The sequence below is a fragment of the Lentzea sp. NPDC059081 genome (assembly GCF_042738015.1).
Taxonomy (GTDB): domain Bacteria; phylum Actinomycetota; class Actinomycetes; order Mycobacteriales; family Pseudonocardiaceae; genus Lentzea.
In genome coordinates this window covers 27916-43175 of the sequence record NZ_JBHYGW010000005.1, presented here as the reverse complement: position 1 = coordinate 43175, position 15260 = coordinate 27916, and the positions used below count along the sequence as shown (strand labels likewise).

General features: G+C 71.8%; 12 protein-coding genes. 8 read left to right on the top strand and 4 right to left on the bottom strand.

All coding sequences use genetic code 11. The features are described from left to right. Nucleotides 1-68: 68 nt before the first annotated feature. From ACFWV3_RS13245 to ACFWV3_RS13235, 3 genes are all read right to left on the bottom strand, one after another. Nucleotides 69-1271 carry a calcium-binding protein gene (locus tag ACFWV3_RS13245; RefSeq protein WP_382411357.1) on the bottom strand — a complete coding sequence of 401 codons (1203 nt, stop codon included), beginning with the start codon at nt 1269-1271 and terminating at the stop codon, nt 69-71. Nucleotides 1272-1374: 103 nt separating this feature from the next. Beyond that, nucleotides 1375-4332, bottom strand: a complete 2958-nt coding sequence (locus tag ACFWV3_RS13240; RefSeq protein ID WP_382411356.1) for a TIM-barrel domain-containing protein — start codon at nt 4330-4332, stop codon at nt 1375-1377. Nucleotides 4333-4531: 199 nt separating this feature from the next. Continuing rightward, nucleotides 4532-4924, bottom strand: a complete 393-nt coding sequence (locus ACFWV3_RS13235; RefSeq protein ID WP_382411355.1) for a nuclear transport factor 2 family protein — start codon at nt 4922-4924, stop codon at nt 4532-4534. 220 nt (nt 4925-5144) lie between these two features. Here ACFWV3_RS13235 and ACFWV3_RS13230 point away from each other — a divergent pair, with 220 nt between their 5' ends. Then, a complete protein-coding gene (locus ACFWV3_RS13230) occupies nt 5145-8093 on the top strand; it encodes a BTAD domain-containing putative transcriptional regulator (protein WP_382411354.1) in 2949 nt (982 codons plus the stop codon). Between the two features lie 33 nt (nt 8094-8126). On the opposite strand, the gene ACFWV3_RS13225 is transcribed toward ACFWV3_RS13230, so the two are convergent. Then, on the bottom strand, nt 8127-8363 hold the full coding sequence (locus tag ACFWV3_RS13225; protein ID WP_382411353.1) for a hypothetical protein: 237 nt from the start codon (nt 8361-8363) through the stop codon (nt 8127-8129). A 376-nt stretch (nt 8364-8739) separates the two neighbouring features. On the opposite strand from ACFWV3_RS13225, the gene ACFWV3_RS13220 reads away from it, so the two are divergent. The 7 genes from ACFWV3_RS13220 to ACFWV3_RS13190 are packed head-to-tail and all read left to right on the top strand — an operon-like array spanning nt 8740 to nt 15258. Beyond that, nucleotides 8740-10002 (top strand): MFS transporter, encoded by a 1263-nt coding sequence (locus tag ACFWV3_RS13220; RefSeq protein WP_382411352.1) that lies wholly within the window; start codon nt 8740-8742, stop codon nt 10000-10002. Continuing rightward, on the top strand, nt 10002-11075 hold the full coding sequence (locus tag ACFWV3_RS13215; RefSeq protein ID WP_382411351.1) for a branched-chain amino acid aminotransferase: 1074 nt from the start codon (nt 10002-10004) through the stop codon (nt 11073-11075). The genes ACFWV3_RS13220 and ACFWV3_RS13215 overlap by 1 nt, the downstream gene beginning before the upstream one ends. 39 nt (nt 11076-11114) lie before the next feature. Then, a complete protein-coding gene (locus tag ACFWV3_RS13210; RefSeq protein WP_382411350.1) occupies nt 11115-12131 on the top strand; it encodes an asparagine synthetase A in 1017 nt (338 codons plus the stop codon). Continuing rightward, nucleotides 12128-13402 carry a glutamate synthase-related protein gene (locus ACFWV3_RS13205; protein WP_382411349.1) on the top strand — a complete coding sequence of 425 codons (1275 nt, stop codon included), beginning with the start codon at nt 12128-12130 and terminating at the stop codon, nt 13400-13402. The genes ACFWV3_RS13210 and ACFWV3_RS13205 overlap by 4 nt, the downstream gene beginning before the upstream one ends. Nucleotide 13403: 1 nt before the next feature. Next, nucleotides 13404-13832 carry a cobalamin B12-binding domain-containing protein gene (locus ACFWV3_RS13200; protein WP_382411348.1) on the top strand — a complete coding sequence of 143 codons (429 nt, stop codon included), beginning with the start codon at nt 13404-13406 and terminating at the stop codon, nt 13830-13832. Then, nucleotides 13829-15034 (top strand): methylaspartate mutase, encoded by a 1206-nt coding sequence (locus ACFWV3_RS13195; protein ID WP_382411347.1) that lies wholly within the window; start codon nt 13829-13831, stop codon nt 15032-15034. Before ACFWV3_RS13200 ends, ACFWV3_RS13195 begins: the two co-directional genes overlap by 4 nt. Nucleotides 15035-15048: 14 nt before the next feature. Beyond that, a complete protein-coding gene (locus tag ACFWV3_RS13190; RefSeq protein WP_382411346.1) occupies nt 15049-15258 on the top strand; it encodes an MbtH family protein in 210 nt (69 codons plus the stop codon). Nucleotides 15259-15260: the final 2 nt, after the last annotated feature.

Sequence of the window (15260 nt, the reverse complement as noted above, 5' to 3'; positions counted from 1 at the left end):
GCCTCCACGCGGGTCGGGTGGACAACCCTGGTGAAGTGCCGCCGTGCCGGTCGCAGATACCGCTCGGGTCAGAACTCGCAGTCCTTCACGTCACCGGGGTCCGCGGTGCAGACGTCGGCGCCGAAGCCGCCGATCACCCGGTCGTTGCCCATGATCCCGTCGGCACCGCGGATGACGTCGCCGGACTGCCCGCCCTGCAACACGTTCGGGCTGCTGTTGCCGGTGATGACGTTCGGCCCCACGGCACCGACCACGTTCTCCACGTCGGTCCCGTTGTTGTCGCCCTCGCCCTGCTCGCCGTCGTCCGCGACGCCGTCCAGGCTGATGGTCATCGTCCTGCCCGCGCCGAACTGGCGGGGACCGTAGTTCGCGGTGTCGGCACCCACACCACCCGAGAACGAGTCGTTGCCGTCCAGGGACACCAGCGAGTCGGCCGTGTCGTCACCGTCGCCGCCGAACATCGAGTCCGTGCCGAGCCCGCCGATCAGCTCGTCGGCACCGGTCTCGCCGAAGAGCACGTCGTTGCCCGCCTCGCCGGCCAGGAGGTCGTTGCCGGGCCCGGCGAAGATCGTGTCGTCGCCTCCGCCGCCGAACAGCTTGTCGTCGCCGTTGCCCCCGCTGAGGTCGTCGCGGACGGGGCCGCCGAAGATCTTGTCGTTGCCGTCGTTGCCGAACAACGACCCGCTGCCGCCGTTGAGCAGCCTCACGGTGTCGTCACCGGCTTCGCCCGCCGCGTTGAAGGTCGTCGTGAGCGTGTCGTCGCCCGCGCCGCCCAGCACGACCGTCTGCACCGTCGCCGCACCGGCGTCGATCACGTCGGACCCGGCGCCGCCGACGATCCGCGCGATGTCGGCCCCGATGTTGTCGTGCTCGCCGGTCGCGCCGTCGTTGTTCACGCCGTCGAGGGTGACGGACACCGCCGCGGTCCTGGCCGAGTAGAGCACGCTGTCGAAGCCGGAGTCGCCGACGACGGTGTCCGCGCCGTCCGCCACCGCGTCGAAGACCACCGTGTCGTCCCCGGTGCCGCCGTCGAACAGGTCGTCACCGGCACCGAGGCAGACGGTGTCGTTGCCGCCCATCCCGAGGACCAGGTCGTTGCCGGCGTCCACGGCGATGACGTCGTCACCGGCCGTGCCGATGATCGAGTCGTTGCCCGCGGTGCCGGAGATCGTCACCGCCAGGCCGTTGCAGGTCGTGGCCGCCTGGGCGGGCAGCGCCGGGACCGCCAGTGCCCCCACGAGCGCGGCGACGGTCAGCATCGTTCTTCGCATCAGGTTCCTCCCCTTGCCCTTGTGTGCGTGGGAGGAACCGTGCCGCCGCGTCGTGGGCGACTTCTGGGAAGCCGCTGGGAAGCGCTGGTCGGGGGGATTTCGGTCAGTCGACCACCAGGCAGTCCAGGTTGCCGCCACTCGCCCCGGTCGCCGTCGCCCGCACCCGCACGGCGCTCCCGGCCGGCAGCGCCGCGCTCACGCCGACGATCCGCCACGTCCGCCAGTCACCGGTGGGAGGGAAGGACAAGGTCGTCACGACCGCGCCGTCGACCGAGATCCGCAACGGCCGGTCGGCGGTGCCGCCGTTGGCGTAGCGGAAGCTCAGCGTCCGGGTGCCCGCGGCCGGCACGGAGATGGTCCACTCGGCGAAGTCGTCGGCGGCGTTGGCGTAGTCGACGTACCCGGTGCCGGTGTAGCCGGGGTGCTGGGTCGCGAGGACCGCTCCGCCGCGGACCGTGTCCTCGTGGACGACCCGTGCCGAAGCGGCGGGGAAGGCCGCGCCGCTCGGTTCGACCGTCACCGCGACACCGCCGGACGCGACGCCGATCAGCGGCGTCACCACCGTCAGCACCTTCCTCGCCGCGTCCCAGACCTGGCCGGAGCCGTTGAGGACCGCCGCCGTCTCGCCGGTGAACGCGGGCAGCGTCGCACCGCCGTTCACACGCATGCCGACCGGCGCCGTGAGTCCGTGCAGCCGCACCAGGTAGCGCCGGGCCGTAGGCGCACCTTGGTACGTGCCAACGGGATTGTTGACCGTCACCCGCCGGTTCGCGTCGGTGTAGGAGATCTGCGTCGTGGCGGACGAGCTCGACCGGAAGTCCTCGGTCTTGCCGTCGTCCTCGTAGAGCGCGAACGAGCCGTCCTTGCCCGTGTAGACGTCGAGCTCGAGCTGCGACCTGTCCAGGAACGCCGTGCTCTGCGCGTACTTGTACCTCGGCAGGACGCTGCCGGCCTTCACGAACATCAGGATCTCACCGGTGCGCGTGACGCAGTTCTTCTCGGAGGTGTCCGAGCCCGCGGTCTTCCCGTCGGTCCAGAAGTCGTACCAGGTCTCGCCCGCGGGCAGCCAGATCCGCTGCACCTCGCCGTCGACGTCGGTGGTCACCGGCATCACGACGATCGACGGGCCCCACATGTACTGCAGGTCGTGGGAGTACGCCATGGCGTTGCCCTGGTGGTCGACGACCATCGCCCTGGCCATCGGCACGCCGGTCGCGTGCGCGATGTGCGCGATCGTGTAGACGTACGGCATGAGCGTGTAGCGCAGCCGGCTGTACTTGAGGAAGTCGGCCTGCTCCGCCGCTCCCTGGTCGATCGGCCAGCGCGACCCGGCGGGGCCGAGCGCCGCGGTGTCGCCGTTCGAGTGCGGGCGCCACACCGGGGACAGGCTCGCCCAGGCGGCCACCCAGTTGCGGTAGAGGCCGCTGGAGATCACGCCGCCGAAGAAGCCGCCCGCGTCGATGTTGGCGTACGGGAACCCGCCCAGGCCCGCGTTCTGCATGCCGCGGATCTGTTCCTTCATCTCGGCGTAGGTCGACTCGATGTCGCCCGTCCACAGGTGCCCGAAGCGCTGCTGACCCGCCGTGGCGCCGCGGGTGAACGTCCACGGCCGCTTGGCGCGGCCCACCTGGGCGTCCCAGCCCTCCCCCACTCCCTTCTGGCAGTACAGGAAGTAGGCGTTGCGCTGCTCCGACCACCGCTGCCCGTTCGCCGTCAGCGCGTTGTAGGGAATCGGGCCCAGCTCGTCCGGCTCGTCGATCCACAGCGCGTCGCCCGGGAAGCCCAGCGCGGGGTCGAAGGCCTTGGACCAGAACACCTTCCACACCCACGCCCGTGCCGCCGGGTTGCTCCAGTCCGGCACCGCGTCGGAGTGGTCGACGCCCGTCACGTCGCCGGGCTGGAAGCTGTAGCCGGGCGGCGGGCCCGCGACCCAGCCCGCCATCTCGTTGGAGTTGTTGCGGTTGTAGTCGAGCGTGGTGAGCACGCCGTGCTCGTCGGCCCAGCGCTTGAAGGCGGCGGGGTCGGGCCAGCGCACGGTGCTGAACTCGAACCACGACCCGGCCCACTCACCGGACCCGGCGCGCCAGCGGTTGTCGTTCACCTGCACGTCGAGGGGGAACCCGGCACCCCGCAGCGCGACGATCCTCGACGTCCACCAGTTCTGGTCGCTGACGCTCGGGAAGTTCTTGTCGGACAGCTGGAGCCCGAAGACGCCGAGCCGCGGGAACCTCGGCCGCCCGGTCAGCCGGGTGTAGCGGTCGAGCAGCTTCGGGAACTCCGGTCCCTTGATGACGAAGTAGTCGAGCTGCGGCTGGACACCCGCCGAACCGTGGCCGTCCGCGGAGAACTCGTAGGAGCTGCCGAAGTTGAACGTCGTGTCGAAGGTGGTGTTGAAGAAGATCGCGTACCCGCGGGAGGACAGGTACATCGGCACGATCGCCGGCGCCTGGTCCTTGTGCTCGGACTGCAGCGGGTAGTTGTGCGAGACGACGTCACCGGTCCGATCGACCTTGGGAGCCCGCCCGTAGAGACCGTGCCCCGCCTTGACGAAGCGCTCCCCGGCGGCCGGTGCCCCGAACGCCTGCCGCACCACGCCACCGCTCCACGTCAGGCTCCTGGCCGAGGTCTCCGCGGCGAACAGCTCATCGGTCCTGGCGCGGAACTCCACCCGCAGAGGTGCCTTGAACAACACCACCTTCACCCCGTCGGCGGCCGGGGTCGTGATCGTGAGCCGGTCGCCGCCGTCCACGACCTGGAGGCTGCCGCCCATGCTCGCGTGGCCGGCGGGGTCGACCATCTCGTAGCGGTCGTCGGCGAAGAAGTGCTCGCCGCTGCGGACGGCGCGGTACCGGACCACGTGGTCGCCGTACGCGGTGATCCTCACCTGCTGCCCGGCCGTGCTGGTGACCGTGACGCTGCGTCCGTCGGTGGTGTGGCCGGCGTAGTCCGCCAGCGTCTCGTCCGCCAGGGCCTGGGCCGGTGCGGTGACCGCGACCGCGTTCATCCCGGCGAACACACCCGCCACCTTGAAGAAATCTCGGCGAGTCGGCTTCTGTGCCATGGGCGTCGTCCCTTCGCGCAAGCTCACCGGCGGCGCATCAGGTTCTCGGACGTCAACAGGCACTGTCAACAAAAACCAACAGAAGGACACAAGTTGTCACAGGCAGGTGGGAGCGCTCTCCTGACCGCCGCACTGCCGGCGCTGCGAACGCGCCCGAGGCTGCGCGCACGATTTCTGCCGCGAGCGCCGGTGGTCCCCGTCAGGACGGCGACCCCGGTGGCGGCAGGTAGTAGAACCGCCGCCGGCTCAGCAGCAGGGAGTCGTCGGACAGCGTGAAGAAGTCCGCGAAATCGAATTCGTGCACCACCGCGTCGCCGGGCGGGGAGTAATGGCCGACCGCCACCACGCAATACCCCTCCGCCACCACCTTGAACAGTTCGTGCGTCCCCCGCGGGCCCGCGAGGCGCAGCGCCGCCTCCCTGCCGTGGACGGTGGGCGCGCCGGGGTGCCGCACCTGCATGTCCTCGTGCAGCAGGGATGCGTAGGCGTCCAGGTCGCCCGCGTCGAGGTACAGGTAGGACAACCGGACGTGGTCCACGCCCGCTGCGAGCGTCGCCGCGCTGGGCGGCGTGCCCCGCCGGTCTGCCGTCATGGCGAACTCCTTCGGGCGCTCGGAATGCTATGCACACCCTTTCAGCTGCCGATAACCCTGGCCTATCACGGCGCTTTCACGGCGCCATCCGGGCCGCAATCCCGTCCCGCATCGCGGGAGATCGAGCATTCGCCGGATATACAAGAACCTTCTCCGTTCCATACATTGACGCAGTCGGTCGCTGGGGGACGTACAGGGAGGGGCGGCGGACGTGGGTGCTGTGCTGCGCGAAACGGGGGGTTCGTCGTTGCGGATCCTCGGGCCGATCGAGGTCGAGGGGCCGTCGGGACCGGTGCCGGTGACACCGGGACGTCAGCAGGTCGTGCTGGCGTTGCTGTTGATGGAGGCCAACCAGGTCGTCAGCACGGACCAGATCGTCGACACGCTGTGGCACCAGGAGCCGCCGGACACCGCGCGCACCCAGGTGCAGATCTGCGTGTCCCGGCTGCGCAAGACGATGGTGGACGCCGGGGTCGACCTGCCGATCGTCACGCGCATGCCCGGCTACCAGCTGATGCTGGGCGCCAACACCCTCGACATGCACGTGTTCGCCGGCCTGCTGGCCGAGGCGCGCGTGCTCGTGAAGGAGGGCAGGGCCGCCGAGGCCGCCGGCCTGCTGCGGTCGGCCGTGGCGCTGTGGCGCGGGCCCTGTCTGAGCGGGCTGTCGAACCCCGCCCTGCGCAGCCGGGCGCTGCGGCTCGACGAGGACCTGCTGACCGCCACCGAGGACCACCTCGAGCTGGAGCTGGACCTCGGGCGCCACCACCAGATCGTCGGCGAGATCACCCGGCTGGTGCACGAGCACCCGATGCGCGAACGGCCGCGCGCCCTGCTGATGCTCGCGCTGCACCGCGGCGGTAGGCAGGGCGAGGCGCTGGAGGTCTACCGGGCCGGTCGGCACCTGCTGGTCGAGGAGCTCGGGCTGGAGCCGGGGGAGCGGTTGCGGCTGCTCGAGTCCGCGATCCTCTCCGGTGACGCGATCGCGGGGCAGGCAGAACCGGCACCGCCCGCCGCCGCGCCCGCGCCGAGCTTCGAACGCCCGCGCCAGCTGCCCGCCGACACCGCGGACTTCGTCGGCAACGACGCCCTGATCCGCACCGCCGAAGCCGTGCTGGCCGGCGGCGACCGAAGAGCCGTGGGGGTCGTGGTGGTGATCGGCAGACCGGGCAGCGGCAAGACGACCGTCGCCGCCCACGTCGGCCACCGCGTCGCCGAGCGGTTCCCCGACGGGCAGCTCTACTGCGACCTGCGCGGCACCCGCGAGGAACCCGCCGCCGCGATCGACGTGCTCGGCAGGTTCCTGCTGGCGTTGGGCATCCCCGGCCCGGTCATCCCGATGACCCTGGACGAGCGCGTCGAGATGTACCGGACGTTGATGGCCGAGCGGCGCACGCTCGTCGTGCTCGACGACGCGTCCTCCGAGAGCCAGGTGATCCCGCTGCTGCCCGGCAGCAACCAGTGCGCCGTGCTGGTGACCAGCCGGTCGCGGCTGACCGGGGTGCCGGGCGCGCGCCAGGTCGAGGTCGAGGTGTTCACCCCGGCGCAGTCGCTGGAACTGCTGGGCCGGGTCGTCGGCACGGACCGCGTCGAACGGGAACCCGAGGCCGCCGCGGCACTCGTGCGGACCGTCGGCGGGCTGCCGCTGGCGTTGCGGATCATCGCGGCCCGGCTGGCCGCGCGGCCGCACTGGTCGCTCGCGTCGATGGTGCACCGCCTCGCGAGCGAACGGCACCGGCTGGACGAGCTGGCACACGGCGAGATGACCATCCGGGCGAGCCTTTCCTTGACGCACAACGGGATGGACCGCCGGTCGCGCACCCTGTTCGGGCTGCTCGGCCTCTCCCAGGGACCCGAGCTGCCCGGCTGGGTCGCGGGCGCGGTGCTGGACGACGACTCGCGGTACCCGTCGGACCTGCTGGAACCGCTGGTGGACGTGCAGATGCTCGACGTGTCCACAGTGGAGCGGACCGGGGAGTTCCGCTACCGCTACCAGGACATCGTGCGGCTGTTCGCGCTGGAGAAGCTGCACGCCGAGGTGGCGGAGGGCGTGCGGCGGGACGCGGTCGAACGCGTCCTCGGCGGCTGGCTCGCCCTGGCGGAGCAGGCACATCGCGCCATCTACGGCGGTGACTACGCGATCCTGCACGGCGACGCGCCGCGGTGGACGCCACCGCCGACCTACGTCCAGCAGGTCCTCGCGGACCCGCTGGAGTGGCTGGACGGCGAGCAGGCCAACCTGTGCGCGGCGATCACCCAGGCCGCCGACGCCGGGTTCGACGAGGCGTGCTGGGACCTGGCCGTCACGTCGGCGACGCTGTTCGAGTCGCACGGCTACCTGGACGACTGGGAGAAGACGCACGAGAAGGCTCTGCAGGCGACCCGCGCCGCCGGGAACGTGCGCGGCACGGCGGCGGTGCTGAGCTCACTGGGCACGTTGCACATCAACCGCGGCCAGACGAGCCGCGCGCACGAGGCGCTGACGGCGGCGCTGGCGACGTTCGTGGACCTGGACGACCCGCGCGGCCTGGCGTTGTGCCGTCGCGACCTCGGCCTGCTCGCCCGCTGGGCGGGTGACGACGACCAGGCGCTCGTCCTGTACGCCGCCGCGATGCGCGACCTCGACCGGGCCGGCGACCTGGTGGGACGCGGCATCGTGCTGACGCACCAGACCGACGTCCTGTGCCGGCGCGGCCGCACCGACGAGGCCAGGGCGCAGCTGACCGAGGCGATCGGGATCTTCGAGGACGCGGGCTTCCGCAGCGGCATCCCGCACGCGCTGCGGCGCATCGGGCAGGTGCAGGTGAAGGCGGGGGACCACGACGAGGCGGCCAGGACGTTCGCGCGGGTGCTCGAGATGGTGCGCGAGAGCCGGGACGTGATCGGGGAGGGGCACCTGCTGCGCAACCTCGGCGAGGTGAACGCGGTGCTCGGGCGGGACCGCGCGGCGCTGGGCTACTTCGAGCAGGCGCTGGCGGCGCGGGAGCGGATCATGGACCACGTGGGTGCCGCGGCGGTCCGGCTGGACCTGGCGCCGGTGCTGGCCCGTCTCGGCGAGGCGCACCGGGCGTCGGAGCTCGTGCTGCACGCGGTGCAGACCTTCGGCGACCGCGGGATGGACCGCGAGCGGGTGGCCGCGGAGCAGGCGCTCACCGTGCTGGCCGCCGGGTAGTACTCGTTCTTTCCTCGAACCCTTGGGACGCGGTCAGTTCCAGGGGTTGCTGTCCTGCACGCCGTTCCACGGGTTGCTGTCGTCCTGCGCGCCGCTGGGCGTGCCGTTCCACGGGTTGCTGTCCGGGGTGCCGTTCCACGGGTTGCTGTCCGCCGCGACCTGAACGGACCCGGCCGGCACGACCGCGTCGAGCACCGCGGCACCCAGTCCGAGGACGAGCGCGGCGCCGGCGACGGTGGTGGTGATCCGGGCGATCAGGGCGTGCGTCATGACGATCTCCTTGCGATTTGTCCGGGGATTTTCAGCGGCTGTTTCCGGCTGATGTCCACAACGCTATTCGGCGCCAGAATCCCGGCCCTATCTCGAGGACAATCCCGCCGCTATCACGGGAGCGGTTCCCGCCATCCCGAGATAGCGGGGGATGTATCCCCAGTTCAGGCAGCTTCTGAGGGGAGCTGCCGGTGCGATTTGGGCGGTCTATTCCAGCCGGATTGGTTCGTGATGTCGCCGAGATAGCGGGATATCCGAGATTGGTGCTGTCCCGAACGGCGACAGCCCGCGAGAAACGTCTCGGAGGAACGATGTCCGCCAGCAGCCAACGAACGGCCGCCCCCGCCGGGGCGCTCCGGTGAGCGGGGTGTCCCAGGTGGACGACCCCGCAGTCGTGCCGGGCGGTGCGCCCGGAGTCGCGACCGAGGCCCCGCGCACCCTGTGGCGCGACCGCCGCGCCCTGGGCTGGGCGTTCGCCACCGGCGTCTCGGCCGTCGGCGACGAGATCTGGTACGTCGCCCTCGCGTTCACCGCCGCCCAGCTCGGCAACGCGGGCCTCGCCGGCCTGGTCCTCGCCTGCGCCACCATTCCCCGCGCTCTGCTGACGATCGTCGGCGGCGCGCTCACCGACCGGTTCGACGCCCGCCGCATGATGATCGGCGCGGACGTGGCGCGGATCGTCGTGCTCGGCGCGGCGCTGACCGTGCTCGCGGCGACCGGGGTGTCCGCCGGTCTGCTGATGGCGGTCGGACTCCTCTTCGGCGTGGCCGACGCGTTCTACGGACCCGCGGCCGGTGCGTTCCCGAGACAGCTGGTGCGCAGGACCGAGCTCGTGCGGCTGTCGGCGTTGCGGCAGCTGCTCGACCGGCTGGCCGGTGTGCTCGGTGCCCCGCTCGGTGGGCTGGTGCTGGTGGCGTGGGGACTCGGCGGCGCGATGACGCTCGACCTGGTCTCGTTCGTCGTGGTGCTCGCGGTGCTGATCGCGGTCCGGCCGCGCTGGCCGCTGGCGCGCTCCACCGGCGGCACGGTCCGTGCCGACATCCGCGACGGGCTGTCCTACCTGCGGCACACGCCGAAGGTCCGCGACCTCGTGATCACGTTGTCCGGCCTCAACGTCTTCGTCAGCCCGGTGGTCGCGGTCGGCCTCGCACTGCACGCGGTGAACCGCGGCTGGGGCGGTGTCGGACTCGGCTGGCTGACCGCCGCGATGGGGGGCGGTGCCGCGATCGGCACGCTCATCGCCTTGAAGTGGCGTCCCGAACGACCACTGCGCGCCGCCGTGCTCCTGCTGTTCGCCCAGGCTGCGTCGCTCGGGCTGGTCGGCAACGCCGGCTACGCCGCGACCATCGCCGGGATGACCGTCGTCGGTGTCGTGGCGGGCCTCGCCTCACCGATGCTCTCCGGCGCCTTCCAGGCCTCCGTCGACGAGGAGTACATCGGCCGCGTCGGCTCCGTCCTCACTCTCACCGACGACGCGCTGACGCCGCTCACGATGGTCGGTTTCGGCCTCCTCGCACAGGTTCTCGGTCTCGGCGCGGCCGCGCTGCTGTTCGCCGGCGGCTTCCTCGCGCTGCTGCTCTACGCCTTCTCCCGCCCCCACGTGCGGGAGCTGCGGATCCCGGACGAAAGGAACTCCTGATGACCGCCCAGATGACCGCCCCTGCCTCGACCGGTCCCGGTCACGGTGACGCGTTCACCGACCACATGGTCAGCCTCTCCTGGAACGCCGTCGACGGCTGGCACGACCGCCGCGTCGGCCCGCTGGAGATGCTGCCGCTGCACCCCGCGACCATCGGGCTGCACTACGCCCAGGTGATCTTCGAGGGCCTCAAGGCCCACCGCGGTCCCGACGGCTCGGTGTCGGTGTTCCGCCCCGACCGCAACGCCCTGCGGTTCCAGAGCTCCGCCCGCCGGCTCGCCATGCCGGAGCTGCCGGTGGACGAGTTCCTCTCCGCGATCGACGACCTCGTGCTCCTCGACGGGGCCGGGCTGCCCGACGACCCGTCGATCAGCCTCTACCTGCGGCCGCTGATGTTCGCGACGGACCCGAACCTGATGCTGCGCCCGTCCGACGAGTACCGGTTCCTGCTGATGGCGTTCGTCGCCGGCGGCTTCTTCGGCGACAAGGCGCTGGAGCCGGTGTCGGTGCTCGTCAGCCGCGAGCACAGCCGCGCGGTCCAGGGCGGCACCGGCGACGTGAAGTGCGCCGCGAACTACGGCCCGTCGTTCGTCGCGCAGAACCTCGCCCGCCAGGCCGGGTGCCAGCAGGTCGTCTGGCTCGACGCCGCCGAGCACCGGTGGGTCGAGGAGATGGGCGGGATGAACCTGTTCTTCGTGCGCCGCACCGCCTCCGGCACCGAGGTCGTCACGCCGGGGCTGACCGGCACGCTGCTGCCCGGCGTCACCCGCGAGTCGCTGCTCGTGCTGGCGGACCGCCTCGGCCACACCGTCCGCGAGGAGCGGATCTCGGTGGACCAGTGGCGCGCGGAGTGCGCGTCCGGCCTCATCACCGAGGTCTTCGCCTGCGGCACGGCGGCCGTGGTCACGCCGGTCGGCACGGTCCGCGACCGCGACGGCGACTGGGTGATCGGCGACGGCACCGCCGGACCGGTGACCCGCGAGCTGCGCCAGGCACTCGTCGACACCCAGCGCGGCGTCCTGCCCGACCCCGGCGGCTGGCGGCGCGTGATCGTCCCGCCGTCCTCGCTCTGACCTCTCTCCGATCACAGAAACCAAGGGTGGGAAAGAAACATGGAGCACGCAACGAGTGTCGCGATCGCGCCGAAGGCCGATCGGCTGCCGCCACCACTGGCACGGCACCTGGCCTCGGACACCACCAGGGCCGCGATGCGCATCCAGCAGGAGGTCCTCGGCGCGGCCAGGGAGTTCCTGCGCGGTGAGGGTTTCGTCGAGCTGCTCCCGCCGGTGATCGGTCCGGTGACCGATCCGGGGGCGCGCGGGTCCAAGCAGCTCGACGTCGACTACTACGGCCACAAGTACAAGGTCATGACCAGCGGCATCCTCTACAAGCAGGCGTCGCTGCTGGCGTTCGACAAGATCTTCTACATCGCACCCAACGTGCGCGCCGAACCGGTCGAGACCTGCAACACCCGGCGCCACCTCGCGGAGTTCCACCAGATCGACGTGGAGATCGCGCACGGCACCCGCGCCGACGCGATGGGCGTGGCCGAACGGCTGCTGACCCACGTGGTGAAGCACGTGCTCGCCACGGTGCCCGACCAGTTCGCGCTCCTCGGCCGCGACCCCCTGGCGTTCGCCGAGCTGCTCGCCGGACCGTTCGACGTGCTCAGCCACCGCCAGGCGGTCGACGAGCTGCACGGGCTCGACTACTCGCAGAGCCCGGACGCCGAGATCGAGTGGACCGGCGAGGAGCTGTTGTCCTCGAAGAAGAACCGCCCGTTCTTCGTCACCGACTACCCCAAGGGCTCGCGCGGTTTCTACGACCGGGAGAGCACCACCGAGCCGGGCCGGCTGCGCAACTTCGACCTGCTCGCGCCCGAGGGCTACGGCGAGCTCGTCAGCGGCAGCGAGCGCGAGTCCGACTACGCCACGATCGTCACCCGCATGCGCGAGACGGGGGAGAACCCAGCGAAGTACCGCTGGTACCTCGACGTCATGCGCGAGGGCATCCCGCGCAGCGCCGGGTTCGGCATGGGCCTGGAGCGCCTCAACCGGTTCCTGACCGGCCTGGACGCGGTGTGGCAGGTCAACGCCTACCCGAAGGTTCCCGGAGAGGTGTCGCCGTGAGGGCGGGCGGGTTCCCCGAGGAGCAGGTGCGGGCGCGGGCCCTGGGCGGTGCCGCGGAGGCGTTCCCGCCCGTGGAGTCCTACGGCCACGAGGTGTTCGGGCAGAACGCCTTCGCCGGTGCGCAGCCGGCCGACGAGCTCGACGCGGCCCGCCTGGTGCCGCCGGTGTTCATGCCGCTGCGCCTGGAGAAGCTGATCGACCTCGGTCGCGAGCCGTTGCAGTCCGATGTGGACCTGACGACGACGATCGGTGGCTTCACCTCCGCGCTGCCGGTGTTCCTGTCCGCCTTCGGGTCCACCCGCATCGGCAGCTCCGAGGTGTCGGTCGCGGCCAGTCGGCAGGCGGGCGCGCTCGGCATCCCGATGGTGATCGGCGAGAACGTCGTCCCGGTCACCGGCTACCACCGCGACCCCGGCACCACCACCGGGATGCTGGCCCGCGTCCGCGCCTACCTCGACGAGGCCGGCCCGGCGCACGGCGGGGTCGTGGTGCAGCAGAGCACCGAGGACGCCGACGCCGAGGTGTGGAACCTCGTCTACAGCGACCCGTCCGCGGAACCGCTGCTGGCGTCCGGCCGGCTGGGCTTCGAGCTCAAGGTCGGCCAGGGCGCGAAGCCCGGACTCGGCGGCCTCACGGTGCTCGACCGCGCCACGGCGGCACGGGTGTCGGAGCAGTTCGCGATCGACGACCTGTGGTCGTCCGGTCCCGGGGTGCTGCGCTCGGGCAGCCCCGGCACGTTCACCGACGAGATCCTGCGCCAGCAGATCCGGTTCATGCGCAACAACTTCCCGCGCGCCCGGATCTGGGTGAAGCTCCACCCCGGCCGCGACGTGGCGCAGGCAGCGGCGTGTGCGTGGGAGGCCGGCGCGGACGCGGTGACGGTCGACGGCGCCGAGGGTGGCACGGGGTGGGCGCCGCGCGCGTTCCTCGACCACGTGGGCCTGCCGCTCGCGGAGTGCCTGCGCCGGATCGGCCAGCCGGCCGGCTGTCTGCTGACCACCGGCCGCATGTGGGAGGGCGGGCGCGCGGTCAAGGCGCTCGCCTCGGGTGCCACCGCCGTCGGGCTCGGCCGTGCCGCGCTGACCGCGGTGGACGCCGACCCTGACCACGGCCTGCGCCGGCTCGTCGAGTGCCTCGCCTACGAGCTCCGGCTGCTGATCAGCGCGCTGGGCAAGTACTCGCCCGCCGCGCTGGGCACCGAGGACGTCTGGTTCCCCGGCTCGTCCGGTGCCGCCGACACGGCGCACCGCCACAGAGAAAGCCTGACGTGACATGAAGAACCTCGTCCTGCTGTCCGGAACCGCGTCCGACTCGCACACGTGGAACCTCGTCTACCTGCAGCTGCTGCTGGAGGAGTCCGGGTACCGGGTGGTCAACCTCGGCGCCTGCGTGCCGCCGGAGCTGTTCGCCGACGAGTGCGAGGCCGAACAGCCCGACCTCGTCGTCCTCAGCAGCGTCAACGGCCACGGCTACCTCGACGGCGCGCGGGCGCTCGCCGAGCTGCGGAGCCGGCCGGGGCTCGCCGCGGTGCCCGTCGTCATCGGCGGCAAGCTCGGCACCGGCGGCCCCGAACCCGCTCGCGCCGACGCCCTGCGCGCCGCCGGGTTCGCCGAGGTCTTCGACGACGACACGGCCATCACGCGGTTCCAGGAGTTCATCGCCACGCAGGTGCTGTGCCGCACGGCGGGAACGGTGTCATGAGCGCGTTCGCGGACGCGGTCGCACGGGCGCACGCCGACGGCCGGCTGGTCGTGCAGCCCCGCATGGGGATGGCGTCACCGGTGGAGATGCGGGGCGGTCTGCTGGCGGTGCGCGGTGCCCGTGCCACCACGGTCGGCACGCTCACCGTCGACAGCTACACGAGAGTCGGCGACCACCAGGCGGCGTCGGCGGCGTTGCGCGACGGTGCCCGGCTCAACGGGTACCCGATCGTCTCGCACGACCCGGTGGTGACGCGGGGCGTGCTGGACGGGCTCGACGGGTTCCCCGTGCAGGTGCGGCACGGGTCCGCCGACCCGCGCGCCATCTTCGGCGCGCTGGCCGCGGCGGGCCTGGACGCCACCGAGGGCGGACCGGTGTCCTACTGCCTGCCGTACAGCCGCAGGCCGTTGCGCGACTCGGTCGCGCACTGGTCGGAGGCGTGCGAGGGGTTCACCGGGCACCTGGAGACGTTCGGCGGCTGCATGATGGGCCAGCTGTGCCCGCCGAGCCTGCTCGTCGCGATCAGCGTCCTGGAGGCGGTGTTCTTCCGCTGCCACGGGGTGCGCAGCGTCTCGCTGAGCTACGCCCAGCAGACCAACGCCGACCAGGACGCCGAGGCGGTCCACGCCCTGCGCGCCCTCGCGGCCCGGTTCCTGTCCGATGTGGACTGGCACGTCGTGGTCTACACGTACATGGGCGTGTTCCCGCGCACCAGGTCCGGGGCGCGGCTGCTGAACGACAACGCGGCGCGGCTGGCTGTCCGGGCGGGCGCCCAGCGGCTGATCGTCAAGACCGTCGCCGAGGCGCACCGCATCCCGACCGTCGCCGAGAACGTCGACGCCCTGGAGAGCGCCGCGGCCGCCGCTGCCTCGGTCTCGTACGAGGAGCCCTTCCAGGACAACGGCGTGCTGGCTGAGGCGACCGCGCTCGTCGAGGCGGTCCTCGAGCTGCCGGGCGACCCCGGCACGGCGATGCTCGCGGCGTTCCGGCGCGGCCTGCTCGACGTGCCGTACTGCCTGCACCCCGACAACGCGGGCCAGGCCCGCAGCCACATCGACGACACCGGCCGGCTGCGCTGGTCGTCCGTCGGCGCCATGCCCATCGCACCGACCTCTGTGGACCGCTCCACCCCCGCGGACTCGGCCGGCCTGCTCGCCGCGCTCAACCGCGTCGCCCACCTGCACGACACCCGACCCTGGTGAAGAGGAGAACTGCCATGGCCACCAACCCGTTCGAGGACGCCGACGGCGTGTACCTGGTGCTGGTCAACGAGGAGAACCAGCACTCGCTCTGGCCGCAGCGCATCCCGGTGCCCGAGGGCTGGAGCACGACCTTCGGCCCGGACACCCGCGACGCGTGCCTGTCCTACGTCGAGGAGAACTGGACGGACCTGCGGCCCGCCAGCCTCATCGCCTCGATGTCCTGACC